Raw genomic sequence first — 20558 nt, 5'->3', positions numbered from 1 at the left:
CCACCTTCTTTCCCACCTTCTTTCCCACCTTCTTTCCCACCTTCTTTCCCACCTTCTTTCCCCCCATCCACCTACCTCGGACAACCGCAGGCGGCAAAATCGACGCGGGGCCCGGACCGGCCCGGAACGCCCCCCTTGCCCCATGCCGTGCAGCCGGACGATTGCGGACGGCCACGGCAGGCGGAAGGCCGGTGATACGCCTCCCCATTCCCGGGATTCATCGTCCCGACATGCGGGGCGCGCAGGCTTGGCAGCGCCCCGGAAAACGCAGGCCGGCAGGGTGGATACATGCTGTTGCAAAACTTCCCTTGAACTCCCTCCGGCCAGCCGTCATCCTCTTGGATTGGCAATCCCACGACGCCCCGGCGTGCCCGCGCCACAAGCCCGGCCACGGCCCACGTCACGAGAAGAAACAACGACGATGGCCTCTCAGTACCCCCAGCCTCCAGGCGCGCCCCGGCGGCGGGCCCTTGCCTCACCAGGCATCCTCCCTCCCCTCCTTGCCCTCGCCCTGGCGGGCTGCGCCGCGGTGGGCCCGAACTACCAGGCCCCCAAGCTCTCCCCGACCGACGTGCCCAACCATTGGACGTCGAGCACCGCCCTGGCCACCCCAGGTACTCCTGACGCCCCGGACGCAAAATCCTCCGTCCCCGACGGCGGCGTGGCCCGCACCGCTCCCTGGTGGGAAGAACTGTCCGACCCGGTGCTCGACCACCTGATCGCCGAAGCCTTCGCCAGCAGCCCGACCCTGGAAGCGGCCACGGCCAAGCTCCGCCAGTCCCGCTCCCGCACCGGCCAGGCCAATGCCGCCGGACAGCCGACTGTGGACGGCAGCGCCAACGCCCAGAGCGGGGTGAGCGATTCCTCGGGCAAGAGCCTGAGCGAATCCTGGCTGTCGATGAACGCCTCCTGGGAAATCGACCTGTTCGGTGCCGTGCGCCGCGGCAAGGAAGGCGCCCTGGCCCGGGAAGCGGCCCAGGCGGCGACCCTGGCCGACGTCCGGGTGAGCCTGGCCGCCGACGTGACCGACGCCTACCTGAGCTACCGGGTCTGCCAGTCCTACCTGGCCCTGAGCGGGCAGGATCTGACCTCGCGCCAGGCCACCGCCCAGCTCACCGCCGCCAGCGTCAAGGAAGGCTTCACCGCCCCCTACCAGGCGGTGCGCAGCACCGCCTCGGTGGCCGAAGCCAAGACCCAACTGGCGGCCACCCGGGCGTCCTGCGAACGGCTGGAGAACCAGCTGACCCGCCTCACCGGCATCCCCCGCCCGGCCCTGATGCGCGCCCTGGCCGACCAGCCCACGGGCCTGGGGCGCCTGCCGGTGCCCCGGCACTTCAGCATCGCCATCCCCAAGGACGCCCTGACACAGCGCCCCGACCTGCGCGCCGCCGAGCGGCGGCTGGCGGCGGCGTCCGCCGACATCGGCCTGGCCGAGGCGGACCGCTACCCGCGCCTGACCCTCAACGGCGACCTGGGCTACACCGTGTCGGAAACCAGCGGCGGCGGCGCCCTGTCCTTCGGCACTTGGTCCTTCGGCCCGTCCCTGAGCCTGCCGATCTTCGACGGCGGCCGGCGCAAGGCCGCCGTGGAGATCGCCAAGTCCCGCTACGACGAGGCCCTGGCCGACTTCAAGGCCGAGACCCGGGCGGCCATCCAGGAGATCGAGGACGCCCTGACCCGCTACGCCGCCGCCCACGAGCGGGCCGAGAACGCCCGGGTGTCCGCCAGCCAGTACCAGCGCTTTTTCGACTCGGTGGACGTGCGCTTCCGCGAGGGCGCCAGCAACCTCTTGGAACTCGAAGATGCCCGCCGCTCGATGCTGAGCGCCCAGCAGACCCTGTTGAGCGTGCAGCAGGAACGCCTGCAAGCCTGGGTGGCGCTCAACCGCGCCACCGGCGGCGGCGCCCAGTACAAGCCGAACGCCCAGCCCGGGGCGACGCCTGGGGCAACACCCGATGCCAAGCCTGGGGCCGCCCCCGCCACTCAACCCGATGCCGTGTCGGCCCAGGCCGCCCCGGCGGCAGCCGTCCAGACCGTTCCCCTGGCCGAAGTCCGCCATCCCGATTGAGCGAACCATGACGCCCTCCAGCCCCTCCCGCCTCTCGTCCATCGCCGCCCTGGCCAAGCTCCGTCTGCCGGAAAAGCGCCTCGCCGCCCTCCTCGCCCTGGCCGTGCCCGCCGCCCTGGTGCTCGGCGCCGCCAGCCTGTCCAACGCCGAAACCGCCGGCGGCGACGCCGCCCCGGCCACGAGCCAAGCGGCCCAGGCGGCAGTACAACCCCCAGCGGCCGTCCCGCCGCCCAAGCCGGTTCCCGCCGTGGCGGTGGTCCATCCCCGCAACGAATCCTGGCCCGACCTGATCGAGGCCAGCGGCAACGTCATGCCCTGGCAGGAAACCAGCATCGGCGCCGAGGTAGGCGGGCTGCGCCTGTCCAAGGTGCTGGTCACCGTGGGCGACACGGTCAAGAAGGGCCAGCCCCTGGCCCGGCTGGACGCGGCCACGGTGGAAACCGATCTGGACGCGGCCAACGCCCAGCTGTCCGAAGCCCAGGCCGCCCTGGCCCAGGCCACCGCCACCCTGGAGCGGGGCCGGCGCCTGGCCGCCTCCGGCGGGGTCAGCCAGCAGGAGCTGACCCTCTTCGAGACCCAGCGGCGCACCGCCGAGGCCCGCCTGAGCGCCGCCCAGGCCCAGGTCAAGCGCCAGCAGCTGCGTCTGGACAACACCACCCTGGTGGCACCGGACGACGGCATGATCTCGGCCAGCAGCGCCGCCGAGGGCACCATCGTCTCCGCCGGCAGCGAACTGTTCCGCCTGATCCGCCAGGGGCGCCTGGAGTGGCGCGCCGAGGTCAAGGGCGAAACCCTGCTACGCCTTTCCCCCGGCCAGGAGGTGACGGTGAAGAGCCCCCTGGGCCCCGAGGTCAAGGGCCGGGTGCGCCAGGTGTCCCCCACCATCAACGTGACCACCGGCAACGGCCTGGCCTACGTGGACCTGCCCGCCGGCACCAACCTCAAGGCCGGCCTCAACGTCTCGGGCACCATCAGCATGGGTAAGCGCAAGGCCCTGGCCCTGCCCAAGTCCGCCGTGGTCCGCGACCCGGGCAACGGCAGCGCCCGGGTGCTGACGGTGAACGACGAAAGCAGGATCGACGCGGTGGACATCAAGACCGGCCGCAGCAAGGACGGCCTGGTGGAGATCGTGGCCGGCCTGGACGAGCGCGCCCAGGTGGTACTCAAGGGCCAGAAGGGCCTGGCCGTCGGCGATGCGGTCAAGACCGGCGCCGACGCCAACTGATCCGTCCGACACCCCACCATCCGCCATCAACGACAACGCCGCCCGTAGGGGCGGCGTTGTCGTTTGGGGGCTTGCCCGACTTCCGGCCTCACACCAGGGTCAGGGTCACGTCGATGTTGCCCCGGGTGGCGTTGGAATAAGGGCAGACCACGTGGGCCTTGTCCACCAGGGCCTGGGCCGCGTCCCGGGCCATGCCCGGCAGGGCGATGCGCAGTTCGACCTCGATGCCGAAGCCGGAGGGAATGGGGCCGATGCCGACCCGGCCATCGATGGCGGCATCTTGCGGGAAGGCGATCTTCTCCCGGGCGGCGACGAACTTCATGGCGCCCATGAAGCAGGCCGAATAGCCGGCGGCGAACAGCTGCTCCGGATTGGTGCCGTCGCCCCCGGCACCGCCCAGTTCCTTGGGCGTGGTCAGGCGCACTTTCAGGTGGCCGTCGCTGGTGGCGGCGTGGCCGTCGCGGCCGCCGGTAACGTGGGCTTCGGCGCGGTACAGGACTTTTTCGATCGACATGGTGCGTTTCTCCTAGGAGTGGGGGAATTGCCTGCGATGACTTCGGACCGCCCGGGCGCATCGCCTGCCTTAAACTTTGCTATTGAATAGCGCGCTATACGTTAGGCGCAGGGAAAAACCGTCCCCTGCCGGCTCATTCGTACTGCAACAGACGCTGGCGCAACTCTTCCAGTTCATTCTTGAGCCGGCCCAGATCGTCGGGGGGGCAGGCGGCAGCGCACAGCATCGCGGCCGGCACCTCTTCGGCCCGCCCGCGCAAGGCCCGGCCGGCCTCGCTCAGGCTCACCACCACCTGGCGCTCGTCGCTCGCCGCCCGGCTGCGGCTGACCAGTCCGGCCGCCTCCAGGCGCTTGAGCAGGGGCGTCAGGGTGGCAGAATCGAGGCCCAGGGGCTCGCCGATCTGGGACACCGTCTGCCCGTCCCGCTCCCACAGCACCATCATCACCAGATACTGAGGATAGGTCAGTCCCAGGGGGGCGAGCAGCTTGCGGTACACCTTCTGCATCGCCAGGGTGGTGGCGTAGAGGGCGAAGCAGAACTGGTTGTCCAACAGCAGGCTGGCAGAGGTTTCGGCAGGTGCGATGGCGTCGTTCATGGGATCAATATAAATAGCACACTACTTTATTGCAAGCTATTCCATGATTGGCACCAAACTATCGCCTTCAGTTTTCTTCGCTTTTGCCATGCCGCCAGGGCTGTCGTGGGCCAGCCCCCGGAGGACACGATGCCGGTCACCCCGTCAGCGCGTGCTTATCGCTCGCCCACGAAATGCACCGCCCGCTTGCCGCTCTTCTTGACCCCATACATGGCTTCGTCGGCGCGCTGCAGCAAGGTGGCGGCATCACTGCCGTGGTCGGGGAAGACGGCGATGCCGATACTCGCGCCGACCTGGCAGTCAAGGCCGTAAGACGTCATGGGCCGGCAGACCTCGGCCAATGCTTTTTCGGCAACCACCCGAGCCCCTTCGGCGTGGTCGATGTGGGGCAGGACGATGATGAACTCGTCGCCGCCAATCCGCCCCACCGTGTCTGACTTGCGCACGCTGGCTTCCAGGCGCTGGGCCACGATGCGCAGCGTGGCGTCCCCGGCGGCGTGGCCGAGGGTATCGTTGATGGCCTTGAAGCCATCCAGGTCGATGAACATCACCGCGCTCTTAAAGCCATCCCGGGCGGCCAGGGTTACGGCCTGCTGCAAGCGATCGCTGGCTAGGCGCAGGTTGGGCAGCCCGGTGAGCGGATCGTAATTGGCCAGGTTTTCCGCCTGCTGCAGGCGTTGCCCGGCAAGCACGGCGGCCAGGTAGGCACCAACGGCCTGGACCGTCTCGACGTCGCTCCCCCCCAGGCGGGGCAAGAAGGGACGTTGTTCGCGCACCCGGCCGGTGACGAGCAGGGCGACGATCTCGCCGTTCAAAACGACGGGGGTGGAAATCAGGTAAGGCAAGCCCAAGGCGGTGCGCACCTCGGCTAGGCGGCCGTCGGGATCGGCCCGGGTGAGCAGCACCGGGCGCAGGGGGTCGAGCATTTCGGCGGGCACGGCAATGGACCGCTCGCCCACCGTCTGCCGATCCGCCTCGTCATAGCCCTGCAGCACGACGGCGCTGAAGCTGCCGTCGTCATTGGGGGTAAGCACGGCGGTACGCTGCATGTTGAGGGCGCTGTTGATACGCCGGGTGATGGCATGAAAGGCGCTGGCGTAATCCGTGTCCTGCCCCAGGGTGACGGCTAGTTCGCCCATCAGGGTGAAGCCGCGTCGCTTTTGCTCCAGTTCGTGGCGGATCGCCGCGGCGACGGTGTCGCCCCGCACCAGGCTGGCGGCGAGCTGCTCGGTCCGCTTGCGCAGGTAGGCCACCTCGCGGCGCAGTTCGTCGAACTCGGCGGGGGGAGTGGAGGCGGATGCGGTGGTTGCCATGTCAGGTGCTGAACAGACAGAACACGCCGGTCCAGTCCAGGGCCCGGGGGCGACCCAGCACAGAACCGACTTCGACGCCGGAATAGATGCCCAGCAGGGGCACCCGCTCGCCGACCACCCGCTGGACCACGGCGGCGTCTTCGGCGTCGATGCCGGCAAAACCGGCGGCCCGTCCGGCGCAGTCGATGTAGAAGGCAAACACCGGCGTGCGCCCGTCGAGCCCCGCGAACAGGCTTTCGATGCGCGGTGAGATGTAATCCATGTTGACGCTGCGGTGCATGACCTGGAACTGGGTGCCTTCGACCATGTCGGGCTCGAACATGACCAGCCCGCCGCGCTTGCGGTCGATCTTCAGGCACATGCGGTTGACGTAGGCCGATTCGTCGAAGTCGCCCCACTTGTCGCCCATGTTCACCCCCAGGGTGACGAAAAAGCCGAAATCTTCCGGAGCGATAGCATCCCCGAGAATGCTGCCGATGACCTCCAGCGCCGGCCGGCCGTCGATCTCCAGAATGGTCTGGGCGTCGGCCTTGGTCACCGTGTAGTAACCGGTGCAAGGCTGGCAGCCGTGCATGATGATGCTGTCCATGCGCACGCCGGCAGAAAACAGCAGGGCCAGGGCGTGGCGCTCGGCGATGCCCTCGCCGGTCCACTGCCAGGTCGGGGTGCCCACCATGTCGCCGGTCAAGCCGGCGCCGACCAGGGCCGGCAGGTAACCGAGGGAGCGCTCGATGCCGGTCAGCAGCGGCGTGGCCATGAGCATGCTCATCCGCCCATTGGTGCGATTCACCGTGTCGTAGAACAGCAGCACCGGCGATTCGTGCCCGGTGCCAAGCGCCGCCAGGCGCTGGCCGATCCGCTCGCCGACCAGGGTTTCACCCTCGGCCAGGTCGCCCTCGGCGATGAGCTGGCATTCCACCGCATCGAGGGCGAAGGCGGCCAGCCCCACCTGGTCGCCAGCGTAGCCCAGGCAGCGATTGGTCAGGGTGCCCACCGCCCAGCCGCCGACGATGCGCGCCCCAGGCCCGACCACCGCGGCGACCGCTTGGCGCAGAACCTGGGGATCGTGTCGCGCCGTGGAGAACAGCAGCACCAGGTCGCAGCCCTCCAGCCCGGCCTGGGTCAACGCATCCCGGGCCGCCTGGGTACCGGCGGCGAGAGTATCCGGATTGTCGCTGTAGCCAACGCCTACCCGCATCGCAACCCCTACTCGACGATGACCGTGCTGCTGGAGACGGGAATCGGCTTGAGCAGGGAGTTCAGGATCGCCGACTTGCGGTCCAGGGTCTCCTTGCTGCGGCGCAATTGCTCCGGACTGCCCTTGCCCTTGAGGGTGACCGTGTAATGGACGCCGGAGGCGCCACAGGGCACTTCCCGGTCGATGCCGAGCACACCGAGTAGATTCCAGTCCACCGCCGCCTCGACCTCGATGCTGTCCAGTTCGGTGCCGAACAGGGCGGCGTTGGCAGCAATGCCCGCGGTCAGGCAACCGCAGATCGCCGCGGCGAGCATTTCCCCCGGGTTCGGGTGGGCATCATGGCCACCCATGGGCGGCGGCTCGTCCATGGGCAAGGTGAAGACGCGTCCGGGGCGGGAGGCCACCTGGCCGTTGGAGTAGAACTCGGAAATGGTGGCGTCGCAGCGCGCGCCGCCTTTCCAGGTCGATTTGGCGACGAACTTCACCTCCGCTACGCCCTTGTCAGCCTTGGCCGCCGCGGCAAAATTGCCCATCGACTCCAGGTCGATCCCGTTCAAATCCTTGCTCATGTTTTTTCCCCGATTGATTGGTTGGTGCGGTGGAAGGTCTCCGGTGGCGGCTCGGTTCAGCCCGCCTCGCCGTGGACCAGACGACGGATGTAGGCAGGCACGCGGCCGGCCCCGTGCACGTCGTGGCGGTATTTGGAGGTGAAGTTCGATTTGAGGCCGAGCATGACCTCGGCGGTATCCACCGCACCGATCCAGCATTCCTCCTGCAGGCCCACGCCAGTGGTGTAGCCCCCCACCAACCACACACCGTTGTGTCCTTGCAGGGCAGGCAGGGATTCCTGGGCCTGATAGGCCGCCATGTCCATGATGTTGTGCTTGAAGCGGAACATGGTGCAGTTGCCGCCGCTGCCGTTCTTCCACGGCGGCAGGAGGATGCTCTCGTCCGGCAGCGGGTTGATCGGATTGAGGGTGCAGAAGAAGTTGGGCAGGTAGCTCTGGGCGCGGAATTCCTCGTTCTGCCAGTTGTAGTCCGGGTTGGCCGGATCGTTCTGGTGGCGGTTGCACCAGTAGGTCATGGTGTAGCCGATGTGCTCCGGCGCGTAGTCCCGGGGGATGTTGAGGTTGTAGGTGCTCCAGGCGTTGGCGTTGGGCGGCAGCACCCCGGTGGCGTTGTGCACGAATACCTGGTCCTCGGAGAAGCGGAAGCGGGCCAGGGTGTCCGCCAGGCCCGGCGCCGCCTGGGACGGGTCCTCGAAGCGCCCGAGCACGTCCCAGGCCTGCTTGGCGACGATCACGGCGTCGAAGCTTTCCACCAGCGGCTTGGCGTCGGGGGAGCGGGCGGGGCGGGAGCTGACCAGGACGGCGCCCGAGCCTTCGACCCGGAAGGCGGCGTAGGTATTGACCCGCAGGGCATCGGTGGAGGTGGAGCCGTCGAAGCCCGGGTCCAGGTAGGCGCACAGGGCGTCGACCCAGCTGCGCACGCCGTCGACCCAGTACATGCGCTCCGGGTCCGGGGTCGGCCGGCGGCCCAGGCCTTCCTGGAGGTAGTAGTAGTGCAGGATGACGCGGAACGGCAGGTCGCCGGGGGGCACCTTGCTGGTGAAGTACATGCCGACGATGCGCGGGTAGAGGCAGCGTTCGACGAACTGGGTGTTACGCGCTAGCCCCGAGGTTTCGAGGAACTGGGCCACAGTCATGTACTTGTAGTGGGGATCGTCGCTGTCCATCAGCTCCTGCAGGTGGTCCTCGCAGTAGCGGCGGAAATCCAGGAAGCCCTGCTCGATCTCCGGCGAGGCCTCGGTGCTCCAGCCCTTCTCGATGGTGAAGCCGGTCTCGATCTCGGAGGTCGGGGTACCGTCCCGGGCGATGGTGGAATAGGACGCCACGTCCTGCAACGGCCGGTACTGGACGTTCAGGCTGTCCATCACCTTGACCAGCTCCTGGTAGCCGGTCTTGGAAAAGTCGTTCACCCCCAGGTCCACCCAGCGGGTGCGGCCCTCCCCCAGGCCGATGTCGATCCCGCGCACGGTGCGCATGTTGCCGCCCATGTGGTGGACATCTTCGAAGACGGTGAAGCCAATGCCCTGCTGCTTACACACATAGGCCGCCGCAAGGCCGCTCAAGCCACCACCGATGATGGCTACCCTGTTGATTTTCCTCATTGCTCCCAACCTCCCACCGGATGGACGAGTCATCCGAATCACGATTCATTGATCATTACGCCAGCGAACGCTATCCAATCAACGTCAACGGATCGTCAATGAAAGTGGGCACAAATGGAAAAAAATCGGGGCGCGTGGCGATATGCGAAATTCATTAACCGCCCGATTGCACGTCTTTCGCACGTCGACGAAAAACGGCGGGCCATAGCCCGCCGTTTTTCTTTGCCCAGACTCAGTCTTAGGCCTTCTTGAAGCGCATCACCCCGTTCTCGCAGGTGACCCGGATGCTGTCCTTGGGCCCGAATTCGCCTTGCAGGATCAGCCGCGCCAGGGGGTTCTCGATCTCGCTCTGGATGGCGCGCTTCAACGGCCGGGCGCCGAACACCGGGTCGAAGCCGGTCTGGGCCAGTTCGGCCAGGGCGCTGTCGTCCACCTGCAAGCCCATCTCCATCTTCTCCAGGCGCTTTTCCAGGTATTGCAACTGGATTCTGGCGATGTTCTTGATGTGGGCCTCGCCCAGGCTGTGGAACACCACCACCTCGTCGATGCGGTTGATGAACTCGGGGCGGAAGTAGCTCTTTACCTCGGCCATCACCGCCACCTTGATCACGCCGTAATCGTCGCCGGCCATCTGCTGGATCATCTGGCTGCCCAGGTTGGAGGTCATGACGATCACCGTGTTCTTGAAGTCCACCGTACGGCCCTGGCCGTCGGTCATACGGCCGTCGTCGAGCACTTGCAGCAGCACGTTGAACACGTCCGGGTGGGCCTTTTCCACCTCGTCGAGCAGGATCACGCTGTAGGGCTTGCGCCGCACGGCTTCGGTCAGGTAGCCGCCCTCCTCGTAGCCCACGTAGCCCGGAGGCGCGCCGATCAGGCGGGCCACGGAGTGCTTCTCCATGAACTCGCTCATGTCGATGCGGATCAGGTGCTCCTGGGAATCGAACAGGAACTCGGCCAGGGCCTTGCACAGCTCGGTCTTGCCCACGCCGGTGGGGCCGAGGAAGAGGAAGGAGCCGTAGGGCTTGTTCTCGTCCGACAGGCCGGCGCGGGAACGGCGGATGGCGTCGGACACCAGCCGCACCGCCTCATCCTGGCCGACCACGCGCTGGTGCAGGCGGTCTTCCATCTTGAGCAGCTTCTCGCGCTCGCCCTGCATCATCTTGCTCACCGGAATGCCGGTGGCGCGGCTGACCACCTCGGCGATTTCCTCGGCGCCGACCTCGGTGCGCAGCAGCTTGAACTTCTGCGCCTTGCTTTCCTTATCGCCGGCCTCGGCAGCCTTCAACTGGGCTTCGAGCTGGGGCAGCTTGCCGTACTGCAACTCGGACATCTTCTGCCAGTCGCCCTTGCGCTTGGCCTCGTCCATCTGCAGGCGGATCGCCTCGATCTGCTCCTTGATGTGCTGGGAGCCCACCACCTGGGCCTTCTCGGCCTTCCAGATTTCTTCCAGGTCGTTGTATTCCCGTTGCAGGCGCTCCAGTTCCTCTTCGAGCAGTTGCAGGCGCTTCTTGGAGGCCTCGTCGGTCTCCTTCTTCATCGCCTCCCGCTCGATCTTGAGCTGGATCATGCGCCGCTCCAGCTTGTCCATGGACTCGGGCTTGGAGTCGATCTCCATCTTGATCCGGGCGGCGGCTTCGTCGATCAGGTCGATGGCCTTGTCCGGCAGGAAGCGGTCGGTGATGTAGCGGTGACTCAACTCGGCCGCGGCAACGATGGCCGGGTCGGTGATGTCCACGCCGTGGTGCACCTCGTACTTCTCTTGCAGGCCGCGCAGGATGGCGATGGTGGCTTCCACGCTGGGCTCGTCCACCAGCACCTTCTGGAAGCGCCGCTCCAGGGCGGCGTCCTTCTCGATGTACTTGCGGTATTCGTCCAGGGTGGTGGCGCCGATGCAGTGCAGCTCGCCCCGGGCCAGGGCCGGCTTCAGCATGTTGCCCGCGTCGATGGCGCCCTCGGCCTTGCCGGCGCCGACCATGGTGTGAATCTCGTCGATGAAAACGATGATGCGGCCCTCTTCCCTGGCGATGTCGTTGAGCACCGCCTTCAGGCGCTCCTCGAATTCGCCCCGGTACTTGGCGCCGGCCAGGAGCGCCGCCATGTCCAGGGACAGGACCTTCTTGCCCTTGAGGGTTTCCGGCACTTCCTCGTTGACGATGCGCTGGGCCAGGCCCTCGACAATGGCGGTTTTACCCACGCCGGGCTCGCCGATCAGTACCGGGTTGTTTTTGGTGCGCCGTTGCAGGATCTGGATGGCGCGGCGGATCTCGTCGTCCCGGCCGATCACCGGGTCGAGCTTGCCGCGGCGGGCCCGCTCGGTCAGGTCCACCGTGTATTTCTTGAGCGCCTCGCGCTGGGATTCGGCCTCCTGGCTGCCCACGTTCTGGCCGCCGCGCACGGCGGTGATGGCCGCTTCCAGGGATTTCTTGGCCAGGCCGTGCTGTTTGGCCAGCCGGCCCGCCTCACCCTTGTCGTCGGCAAGCGCCAGCAGGAACAGCTCCGAGGCGATGAACTGGTCGCCGCGCTTTTGTGCTTCCTTGTCGGTCAGGTTGAACAGGTTGTTCAGGTCGCGGCTCACCGTCACCTCGCCGCCGCTGCCCTTGACCTGGGGCAGGCGCTTGAGGGCCTGCTCCACGTCGTTCCGCAGGGCGGGCACGTTCACCCCGGCCCGGGCGAGCAGGGAGGTGCTGGCGCCGTCGTCCTGGTTGAGCAGGGCCAGCAGCAGGTGCAGGGGTTCGATGTAGGGGTTGTCGCCGCCCACGGCCAGGCTCTGGGCGTCGGCGATGGCCTGCTGGAATTTGGTGGTGCACTGGTCGAAGCGCATGGATCGGTCCTCGCGGCAATTAATGTGTGATGCCATGTATGTGGGTGCCCCGCCGTGGATTTCAAGCGCGGCCGCAAGAATTGCCAGCCCCCTTGCGCTCCCCGCACCGGACGGGCATCTTCACAGCCCAGGCGTGGAGATCCACGACTGGCGCGGCGTTCCAGACCCCTATCGCCAAACCCCGCGCCAGTCGTGGCTTTCCGGGCATCGGCAAAAAGTCTCCGGATGGAGACTGTTACGGTCTGTCACGGAACCGTCAAAAACGCCCTGTATTCATGCGCTTATGCCCAGCCTGGCGCAACCCTCGCCGGCCAGTCTATGGGCGGAACACCCGACCTGCTCCCCGCCGGCCGTTTCCGTCCCATTTCGGGGACTGGCCGGGTCTTCCCCCGCCCCCCGGGACCGCCCGGCCGGACGATAGCCATGGAACATCAAGCGCTTAAGGCGAGTCTATGGGAATGGGCACGAGGGTTGCTAAGAGGGCATGTCCGGCCCAGGCCGAACCACAAAAACATTTAGTGTGAGAGGAGCAACAATGAGCTTTTTAATCGTGCTGGTGGCGCTCGCGCTGCTGATGTTCGTGGCCTACCGGGGCTACAGCGTGATCCTGTTCGCCCCCGTGGCGGCCCTGGGCGCGGTGCTGCTGACCGACCCCTCCCTGGTGGCGCCGATGTTCACCGGCCTGTTCATGGACAAGATGGTCGGCTTCGTCAAGCTGTACTTCCCGGTGTTCCTGCTCGGCGCCATCTTCGGCAAGGTGATCGAACTGTCCGGCTTCTCCAAGTCGATCGTCGCCGCCGTGATCAAGGTGGTGGGCGCCAAGCGGGCCATGCTGTCGATCGTGCTGGTGGGCGCCATCCTCACCTACGGCGGCGTGTCCCTGTTCGTGGTGGTGTTCGCGGTCTATCCGTTCGCCGCCGAGATGTTCCGCCAGAGCAACATCCCGAAGCGGCTGATCCCGGGCACCATCGCCCTGGGCGCCTTCACCTTCACCATGGATTCCCTGCCGGGTACCCCGCAGATCCAGAACATCATCCCCTCCACCTTCTTCAAGACCGACACCTGGGCCGCCCCCTGGCTGGGCACCCTGGGTGGCCTGTTCATCCTGGCCCTGGGCATGGTCTACCTGGAATGGCGCCGCCGCCAGGCCGCCGCCGCCGGTGAAGGCTACGGCACCAACCTGGTCAATGAGCCGGAGCCCTTCGAGCACACCAACCTGCCCAACCCGCTGATCGCCCTGCTGCCCCTGGTACTGGTGGGCGTGATGAACAAGGTGTTCACCCTCCTGATCCCCGAGTTCTACGGCAAGAGCCATTCCTTCGTGCCGGCGGTGATCGGCAAGGCCGCCCCGGTGGTCCAGGAAATCTCCAAGATCGTCGCCATCTGGGCGGTTGAAGGGGCGCTGCTGGTGGGCATCCTCACCGTGTTCATCTTCGGCGGCAAGGCCGTCATCAGCCGCTTCGCCGAAGGCTCCAAGGCCGCCATCGCCGGCTCCCTGCTGGCCTCGATGAACACCGCCTCGGAATACGGCTTCGGCGCCGTGATCGCCGCCCTGCCCGGCTTCCTGGTAGTGGCCGACGGCCTGCGCGCCATCCCCAACCCCCTGGTCAACGAAGCCATCACCGTCACCGCCCTGGCCGGCATCACCGGCTCGGCCTCCGGCGGCATGAGCATCGCCCTGGCCGCCATGGCCGATACCTTCATCCAGAGCGCCCAGGCCGCCGGCATCCCCCTGGAAGTGCTGCACCGGGTCGCCGCCATGGCCTCCGGCGGCATGGACACCCTGCCCCACAACGGCGCCGTCATCACCCTGCTGGCGGTGACCGGCCTGACCCACCGCCAGTCCTACAAGGACATCTTCTCGATCACCCTGATCAAAACCCTGGCGGTGTTCTTCATCATCACCCTGTACTACGCCTTCGGCATCGTCTGATCGCCCCGGCAGCAACCAGGCAGCCCTCCGGGGCTGCCTTTTTTTCGACTAGGTTTCGACTAGGAGTAAGCAATGACCCAATCCGCACAACGCATCGCACTCGTCACTGGCGCCATGGGCGGCATCGGCTCGGCGGTTTGCCAGGAACTGGCGAAGGCAGGCTACAAGGTGGCGGCGAACTACCACCCGCAGTTCGACAATCCGGAAGAGTGGCTCAAGGAGCAGGCCGAGGCCGGCTTCAAGGACTTCGTGCCGGTGGCCGGCGACGTGTCCGACTACGCGTCGTGCCAGGCCATGGTGGCCGAAGTCGAAGCCAAGGTGGGCCCGGTGGATATCCTGGTCAACAACGCCGGCATCACCCGGGACAAGTTCTTCGCCAAGATGGAAAAGGGCCAGTGGGACGCGGTGATCAACACCAACCTGAACAGCCTGTTCAACGTCACCCACCAGGTATCCGCCAAGATGGCCGAGCGCGGCTGGGGCCGGATCATCAACATCTCCTCGGTCAATGGCGTCAAGGGCCAGGCCGGCCAGTCCAACTACTCGGCCGCCAAGGCCGGCGTGATCGGCTTCTCCAAGGCCCTGGCCCAGGAACTGGCCGCCAAGGGCGTGACGGTCAACGCCATCGCCCCGGGCTACGTCGCCACCAAGATGGTCATGGCCATCAAGCCGGAGATCCTCCAGACCATCGTCGACTCCGTGCCGATGAAGCGCCTGGGCAAGCCCGAAGAGATCGGCGCCCTGTGTGCCTACCTGGCCTCCGACCTGGCCGGCTTCATCACCGGCGCCACCATCAACATCAACGGCGGCCTCTACTACCAGTAAGCAGTTTGCGCCGCATCAAGAAAAGGGGCCTGCGGGCCCCTTTTTGCCGCAGTGCAGCTTTAACCCCCACGGCCTGAAGGCATACTATGAACGCCCGTCTGGACTTGCCCTTTCCGCCCATGCCCCTCGCCCTCACCGCGCCCGAGCTCGTCGACTTCCAACGTGTCCGGGAACGCGCCATGCAATCCCTCTTCGAGAGCCTGGAAAATCTCTGCGAAGGGACCATCGTGGTGGACCGGGACAGCCGCATCGTCTGGATCAACGACCGCTACGTGAAGCGCTTCGGCTTCGCCACCCCGGAAGACGCCATCGGCAAGAAGGTCGAGGAGGTCATTCCCAACACCCTGATGGGCGAGGTGGTGCGCAGCGGCAAGCCGATTCTGCTCGACATCCTGGAAGCGGAGCCGATGCCCTTCGTGGTCACCCGGCTGCCCCTCAAGGACGATGCCGGCGAGGTCATCGGTGCCGTCGGCTTCGCCCTCTACGACAAGCTCCAGCCCTTGCAGCCCCTCTACGGCCGGCTCAGCCGGCTGCAACAGGAACTGGCCCAGGCCCAGAAGAAACTGGCCGAGGAACGGCGCGCCAAATACACCTTCTCCAACTTCGTCGGCATCAGCCCGGCGGCCATGGAACTGAAGCGCCAGGGCCGCCGCGCCGCCCGGCTCGACACCACCGTGCTGCTGCTCGGCGAGACCGGCACCGGCAAGGAGTTGGTGGCCCACGCCATCCACGCCGCCTCGGATCGGGCCGACAAGCCCTTCGTCGGCGTCAACGTGGCCGCCATCCCCGATACCCTGCTGGAAACCGAATTCTTCGGCGCCGCCCCCGGCGCCTACACCGGGGTGGACAAGAAGGGCCGCATCGGCAAGTTCGAGCTGGCCCACGGCGGCACCCTGTTCCTCGACGAGATCGGCGACATGCCCCCGACGCTCCAGGCCAAGCTGCTGCGCGCCTTGCAGGAGCAGGAAGTGGAGCCGGTGGGGTCGAACCGGGTGATCAAGGTGGACGTGCGCATCATCGCCGCCACCTCGGTGGACCTGGCCAAGCGGGTGGCCGACGGGCGCTTCCGCAGCGATCTCTACTACCGCCTCAACGTCCTGTCCCTGACCGTGCCGCCCCTACGCCAGCGCCTCGAAGACCTGCCGATGCTGAGCGAGCACATCCTGGAGAACATCGCCCAGCGCACCGGCCTGCCCCACCGGGAGCTGGACGCCAGCGCCATCGAACTGCTGCGCCGCAGCCCCTGGCCCGGCAACATCCGCGAACTGCGCAACGCCCTGGAACAGGCCACCCTGCTCTCGGACCACCTGCGTCTGTCCGCCGCCGATTTCGCCAGCCTGGCCCCGGCTGCGGAGCCCGTCCCGGGCGCTGCCGACACCTCTGGTACCGCCGCCCCCCTGGCGCCCCAGGACATTCCCAACTACGGCGAGGCCATCGCCGATTTCGAGCGCCAGCTGATTCGCCAAGCCCTTGCCGCCTGCGCCGGCAAGGTGCCCGAAGCCGCCCAGCGCCTCGGCCTGGGCCGGGCCACCCTGTACAAGAAGATCGCCGCCCTGGGCATCGGTACCGGCGGCTCCGCCGCCGCCTGATCCGCCCCGCCGGGCAAACGCCACGAACGCCGGGCACCGCCCGGCGTTCTGCTTTTTGGCCATCCCGGCGTTACCCTCCCCCATCTCTGCGCCGAGACATTCCCGCCTGGGAGACGCGTCCAGCCGCCAAATCTCCGGAAAACGTCTCGCTCCCGAGACAAGGCGCACCGGCCATCTGCCACGCCCTGCCCTATTCCCCTTTTATTTCAATACGATGAACCGGCTGGCACGGCCCCTGCGATAGGAACAGGGCGAGCGGACGAGAGAGCCGCCGACCGTTGGAGGAGAGCCATGACCCTGCCGTTTTCCCCGCTGCGGCGCCCATGCCGCAACGCCCTGCCGGACCCAGGCCCAGCGCCCGCGTCCGGCTGCCCCTCGTCATCCCCCGACGCCTCCCGCCTTCCGCCAGGCCCCCTGGCCGGCAGCCGCACTCGCGCCTGCCGGACCGGGCGCGCCCGTACCGGCACGCCGGCGGCGCATTCCGTCACTTTCCTGCACAGCCAACATCGTTAGGATTCCCATGAGCGCTACTCCGACCTCCCCTCGCCGCCAGAAGATCGTTTCCGCCCGGGAAGCGGTCAGCCACATCCATGACGGCGCCACGGTGGCCACCGGCGGTTTCGTCGGCATCGGCTTTCCCGAAAACATCGCCGTGGCCCTGGAGGCCCGTTTCGGCGCCGAGGCGGCGCCGCGCAACCTGACCCTGGTCTATGCCGCCGGCCAGGGCGACGGGGCCGAACGGGGCCTCAACCACCTGGGCCACGCCGGCCTGGTGAAGCGGGTGGTGGGCGGCCACTGGGGCCTGGTGCCCAAGTTGCAGCAACTGGCCGTGGACAACCGGATCGAGGCCTACAACCTGCCCCAGGGGGTGATCGCCCACCTGTTCCGCGACATCGCCGCCGGCAAGCCGGGCCAGCTGTCGCGCATCGGCCTGGGCACCTTCGTCGATCCACGCTTCGGCGGCGGCAAGATCAACGCCTCGACCACCGAGGAGCTGGTCACCCTGACTGAAGTGGGGGGAGAGGAATGCCTGCTCTACCGTACCTTCCCGATCCACGTCGGCATCATCCGCGGCACCACGGCGGACGCCGACGGCAACATCACCATGGAGCGGGAGGCCCTCACCCTGGAGGCCCTGGCCATCGCCACCGCCGCCCACAACTCGGGGGGCATCGTCATCGTCCAGGTCGAGCGCATCGCCGAGCGGGGCACCCTGCACCCGCGCCAGGTGAAGATTCCGGGCATTCTCGTTGATTACGTGGTGGTGGCTGAGAAGCCCGAGTACCACATGCAGACCTTCGCCACCGACTACAGCCCGGGCTTTGCCGGCGAGATCCGGGTGCCGGTGGATTCGATCCCGCCCATGGAGATGAGCGAGCGCAAGATCATCGCCCGCCGCGCCGCCATGGAACTGAAGCCCGGCGCCGTGGTGAACCTGGGCATCGGCATGCCCGACGGGGTGTCCGCCGTGGCCGCCGAAGAAGGGGTGCTGGACCTGCTGACCCTGACCACCGAGCCCGGCGTGGTCGGCGGCGTGCCCGCCGGAGGCCTCAACTTCGGCGCGGCGGTGAACACCGCCGCCATCGTGGACCAGCCTTACCAGTTCGACTTCTACGACGGCGGCGGCCTGGACCTGACCTTCCTCGGCCTGGCCCAGGCCGACGCCGAGGGCAACCTCAACGTCAGCAAGTTCGGCCCGCGCCTGACCGGGGCCGGCGGCTTCATCAACATTTCCCAGTCGGCCAAGGAAGTGATCTTCGTCGGCACCTTCACCGCCGGCGGCCTGGACGTGGCGGTGGAAGACGGCAAGCTGGCGATCCGCCAGGAAGGCCGCACCCGCAAGTTCGTCGAGCAGGTGGAGCACCGCACCTTCAGCGGCCCGGTGGCGGCGAAACGCGGCCAGCCGGTGCTGTACATCACCGAGCGCTGTGTGTTCCGCCTCACCGCCGAGGGCACCCTGGAACTGATCGAGATCGCCCCGGGGGTGGAGCTGGAAAAGGACGTGCTGGCCCTGATGGACTTCCGCCCGCACATCAGCCCGGACCTCAAGCTCATGGACGCACGCATCTTCGCCCCCGCCCCCATGGGCCTGCGCACCATGATCGCCGGCTGACGCCCCGCCGCGTTCGACCCTGGGGATAGTGGGGTACCGCCCCACGACACGGCCCGCGCCCCTCTATCCGGTTGAACCCGCAGGGCGTAGCAGCCCAACCGTTTTTCCTTCCCAGGAGGGATCGTCCCCCCGGCTTCGGCCGGGGTTTTTTTTGCCCGATTTTTGGCTGTTTCCTGCCTCGGCCCGACGATCCGTCAATGCCATTCGCTTAAACATATGCACCGATTGGCGCTGCCAAGCGGAATTAAGCAGCGTTATTCCCATCCGGCCGACGCCTCCATCGCCAAGCCCGTTATTCCACGCCATTTCCCGAGGACAAGGCGTTATTTATATGTATAGAATATAGACACTTATTTATATTCGCATGGACAGGAAATCATGACAAAAATTGCCGCCCATCCCCCCTCGCCCAACGCCGGCTTCCGTAATTCCCTGCTCTTCCCCATGTTCGCCCTCCTCGGAATCGCCGCCCTGTGCATCACCGGGGCGTTCGCCTACGCCCTCCATTCCCTGGACAAGGTGGCCGACCGCTTCGGCGAATTCATCGACCGGGACCAGGCCCGCCTAATCCTGGTCCAGGACCTCTACGCCCAGGGCCTGCAAGCCGGCCAGGCCCTGCGCAACATCGTGCTCGACCCGGGCAATCCCAAGGCCTACTCGAACCTGGACAACGCCCACAAGAAATTCGAGGACGTGCTGTCCCAGGCCAAGGGGCTCGGCGCGGGCGATCCGGATTTCGCCAAGGCAATGGATCAGGCCGCCGCGAACTGGGCGCCGCTGCGAGGCATCCGCGAAGGGGTCGTGGCCTTGGCCAAGGCCGACACGGCGGCCGCCACCGGCACCCTGAACAAGGATGAGACCCCGGCTTGGCGCAAGCTGCGCCAGGTGCTGATGGATGAGATCGCCCGCCAGGAAAAGGCCGTCACCAACACCCGGGACGACGTCCTCGGCCAGGCCGGCACGGCCCGCACCCTGTCCATGCTCATTGCCGGGGTCACACTGCTGCTGGGCGGCGTGATGGTGGTACTGACCGCCCTGGCCCTGCGCCGCCCCCTGGCCGAACTGGAAAACTCCATGGCCCAGCTGGCCTCCGGCGACGGCGACCTGACCCGCCGCCTGCCGGTGAAATCGGCCAACGAGGTGGGGCGTATCGCCATGTCCTTCAACACCTTCGCCGAGCAGCTCCAGGCCACGGTGCGCCAAATCCACACCATTGCCGAACAGGTGAGCGCGTCCGCCGGCAGTATCGCCAGCCAGGTGGGCGAGGTGGCCTCCTCCACCCGGGAGCAGACCGAATCCGCCGCCACCATCGCCGCCGAGGTCGAGGAACTGACCACCAGCATCGCCACCGTGGCCGACTCCGCCGACGGCGTGCGCGTCACCTCTGACCAGAGCTTGGCCGCTAGCGAGGAAGGGCGCAGCAACGTGGCCACCCTGATGACCGAGATCGAAGGGGTGGAAACCACCGTGGGCGCCATCGCCACCGCCGTGGCCGACTACATCGCCAGCACCCGCACCATCTCGGCCCTCACCGAGGAAGTGAGCGAGATCGCCGCCCAGACCAACCTGCTGGCCTTGAACGCCGCCATCGAGGCGGCCCGGGCTGGCGAACAGGGCCGCGGCTTTGCCGTGGTGGCCGACGAGGTGCGCAAGCTGGCGGAAAAGTCCGCCAAATCGGCCGCCGAGATCGGCGGCGTCACCGAGACCGTGGGTGCCAAATCCACCGAGCTGGATGCGGTGGTGCAGCAGGGCCTGGCCGCCCTGCGCGCCAGTCATGCCACCCTGGACCGGGTGGCGGTCCTGCTCGGCGAGAGCGGCGACGTCGTCGCCACCACCCACAAGGGCATCGACGAGATTAGCGATTCGGTGCGGGAACAGCGCACTGCCAGCCAGGACATCGCAATCAACGTGGAGCGCATCGCCCGCCTGGCCGAGGCCAACGACGCCCACATGGGTGAAGCGGCCGAATCGGCACGCTCGTTCCAGGCCCTGGCCGACTCCCTACGCCAGACCGTGGGGCATTTCCGCGTCGCCTGATCCGGCTTCCTGATTTTCGCCTTGCCGTCAAAAGGCCCTGCCCATCCCGGCGCAGGGCCTTTTGCCATGGAAACGTCACAGAAAAAGCGCCAACTATCTGAGCTAGAACGATAATTATGCATTCATGATATAGTTCTTTCCCCAAGAGCCGCGC

General features: G+C 67.1%; 14 protein-coding genes. 7 read left to right on the top strand and 7 right to left on the bottom strand.

What is annotated here, in order from left to right:
- Positions 1-421 precede the first annotated feature (421 nt).
- Positions 422-2068, top strand: a complete 1647-nt coding sequence (locus tag LWW89_RS10150) for an efflux transporter outer membrane subunit (protein ID WP_293263864.1) — start codon at positions 422-424, stop codon at positions 2066-2068.
- Between the two features lie 7 nt (positions 2069-2075).
- Entirely contained in the window at positions 2076-3293 is a 1218-nt protein-coding gene (locus tag LWW89_RS10145; protein WP_293263863.1) for an efflux RND transporter periplasmic adaptor subunit, read from the top strand.
- A gap of 88 nt (positions 3294-3381) precedes the next feature.
- Here the strand turns inward: LWW89_RS10145 and LWW89_RS10140 are convergent, their stop codons facing one another.
- From LWW89_RS10140 to clpB, 7 genes are all read right to left on the bottom strand, one after another.
- Positions 3382-3807, bottom strand: a complete 426-nt coding sequence (locus tag LWW89_RS10140; protein ID WP_293263862.1) for an organic hydroperoxide resistance protein — start codon at positions 3805-3807, stop codon at positions 3382-3384.
- A gap of 133 nt (positions 3808-3940) precedes the next feature.
- A complete protein-coding gene (locus LWW89_RS10135) occupies positions 3941-4402 on the bottom strand; it encodes a MarR family transcriptional regulator (RefSeq protein ID WP_293263861.1) in 462 nt (153 codons plus the stop codon).
- Between the two features lie 155 nt (positions 4403-4557).
- On the bottom strand, positions 4558-5715 hold the full coding sequence (locus LWW89_RS10130; RefSeq protein ID WP_293263860.1) for a sensor domain-containing diguanylate cyclase: 1158 nt from the start codon (positions 5713-5715) through the stop codon (positions 4558-4560).
- A 1-nt stretch (position 5716) separates the two neighbouring features.
- Positions 5717-6913 carry an FIST N-terminal domain-containing protein gene (locus LWW89_RS10125; protein ID WP_293263859.1) on the bottom strand — a complete coding sequence of 399 codons (1197 nt, stop codon included), beginning with the start codon at positions 6911-6913 and terminating at the stop codon, positions 5717-5719.
- Positions 6914-6921: 8 nt separating this feature from the next.
- Positions 6922-7482: an OsmC family protein gene (locus LWW89_RS10120; RefSeq protein WP_293263858.1), complete on the bottom strand. Its 561-nt coding sequence runs from the start codon at positions 7480-7482 to the stop codon at positions 6922-6924.
- A gap of 56 nt (positions 7483-7538) precedes the next feature.
- Positions 7539-9083 (bottom strand): NAD(P)-binding protein, encoded by a 1545-nt coding sequence (locus LWW89_RS10115; RefSeq protein ID WP_293263857.1) that lies wholly within the window; start codon positions 9081-9083, stop codon positions 7539-7541.
- Positions 9084-9321: 238 nt separating this feature from the next.
- Positions 9322-11907: an ATP-dependent chaperone ClpB gene (gene clpB / locus LWW89_RS10110; RefSeq protein WP_293263856.1), complete on the bottom strand. Its 2586-nt coding sequence runs from the start codon at positions 11905-11907 to the stop codon at positions 9322-9324.
- 535 nt (positions 11908-12442) lie between these two features.
- Between clpB and LWW89_RS10105 the strand changes: the two genes are divergently transcribed.
- The 5 genes from LWW89_RS10105 to LWW89_RS10085 all read left to right on the top strand — a co-directional run bounded on the left by LWW89_RS10105 (position 12443) and on the right by LWW89_RS10085 (position 20404).
- The gene (locus tag LWW89_RS10105) at positions 12443-13840 is read left to right on the top strand and encodes a GntP family permease (RefSeq protein WP_293263855.1); all 1398 of its coding nucleotides are present in this window, start codon (positions 12443-12445) and stop codon (positions 13838-13840) included.
- A gap of 72 nt (positions 13841-13912) precedes the next feature.
- Positions 13913-14665: a beta-ketoacyl-ACP reductase gene (locus tag LWW89_RS10100; protein WP_293263854.1), complete on the top strand. Its 753-nt coding sequence runs from the start codon at positions 13913-13915 to the stop codon at positions 14663-14665.
- A 179-nt stretch (positions 14666-14844) separates the two neighbouring features.
- Complete coding sequence (locus LWW89_RS10095; RefSeq protein ID WP_293263853.1) at positions 14845-16254, top strand: sigma 54-interacting transcriptional regulator; 1410 nt, start codon at positions 14845-14847, stop codon at positions 16252-16254.
- A 520-nt stretch (positions 16255-16774) separates the two neighbouring features.
- Entirely contained in the window at positions 16775-18367 is a 1593-nt protein-coding gene (locus LWW89_RS10090; RefSeq protein ID WP_293263852.1) for an acyl CoA:acetate/3-ketoacid CoA transferase, read from the top strand.
- Positions 18368-18745: 378 nt separating this feature from the next.
- Positions 18746-20404, top strand: coding sequence for a methyl-accepting chemotaxis protein (locus tag LWW89_RS10085; RefSeq protein WP_293263851.1), 1659 nt, complete (start codon positions 18746-18748; stop codon positions 20402-20404).
- Positions 20405-20558: the final 154 nt, after the last annotated feature.

The organism is Oryzomicrobium sp., assembly GCF_021287045.1.
Taxonomy (GTDB): Bacteria; Pseudomonadota; Gammaproteobacteria; order Burkholderiales; family Rhodocyclaceae; genus Oryzomicrobium.
The sequence above is the reverse complement of the archived record's forward strand: the minus strand, read 5'-3'. Positions and strand labels throughout refer to the sequence as shown.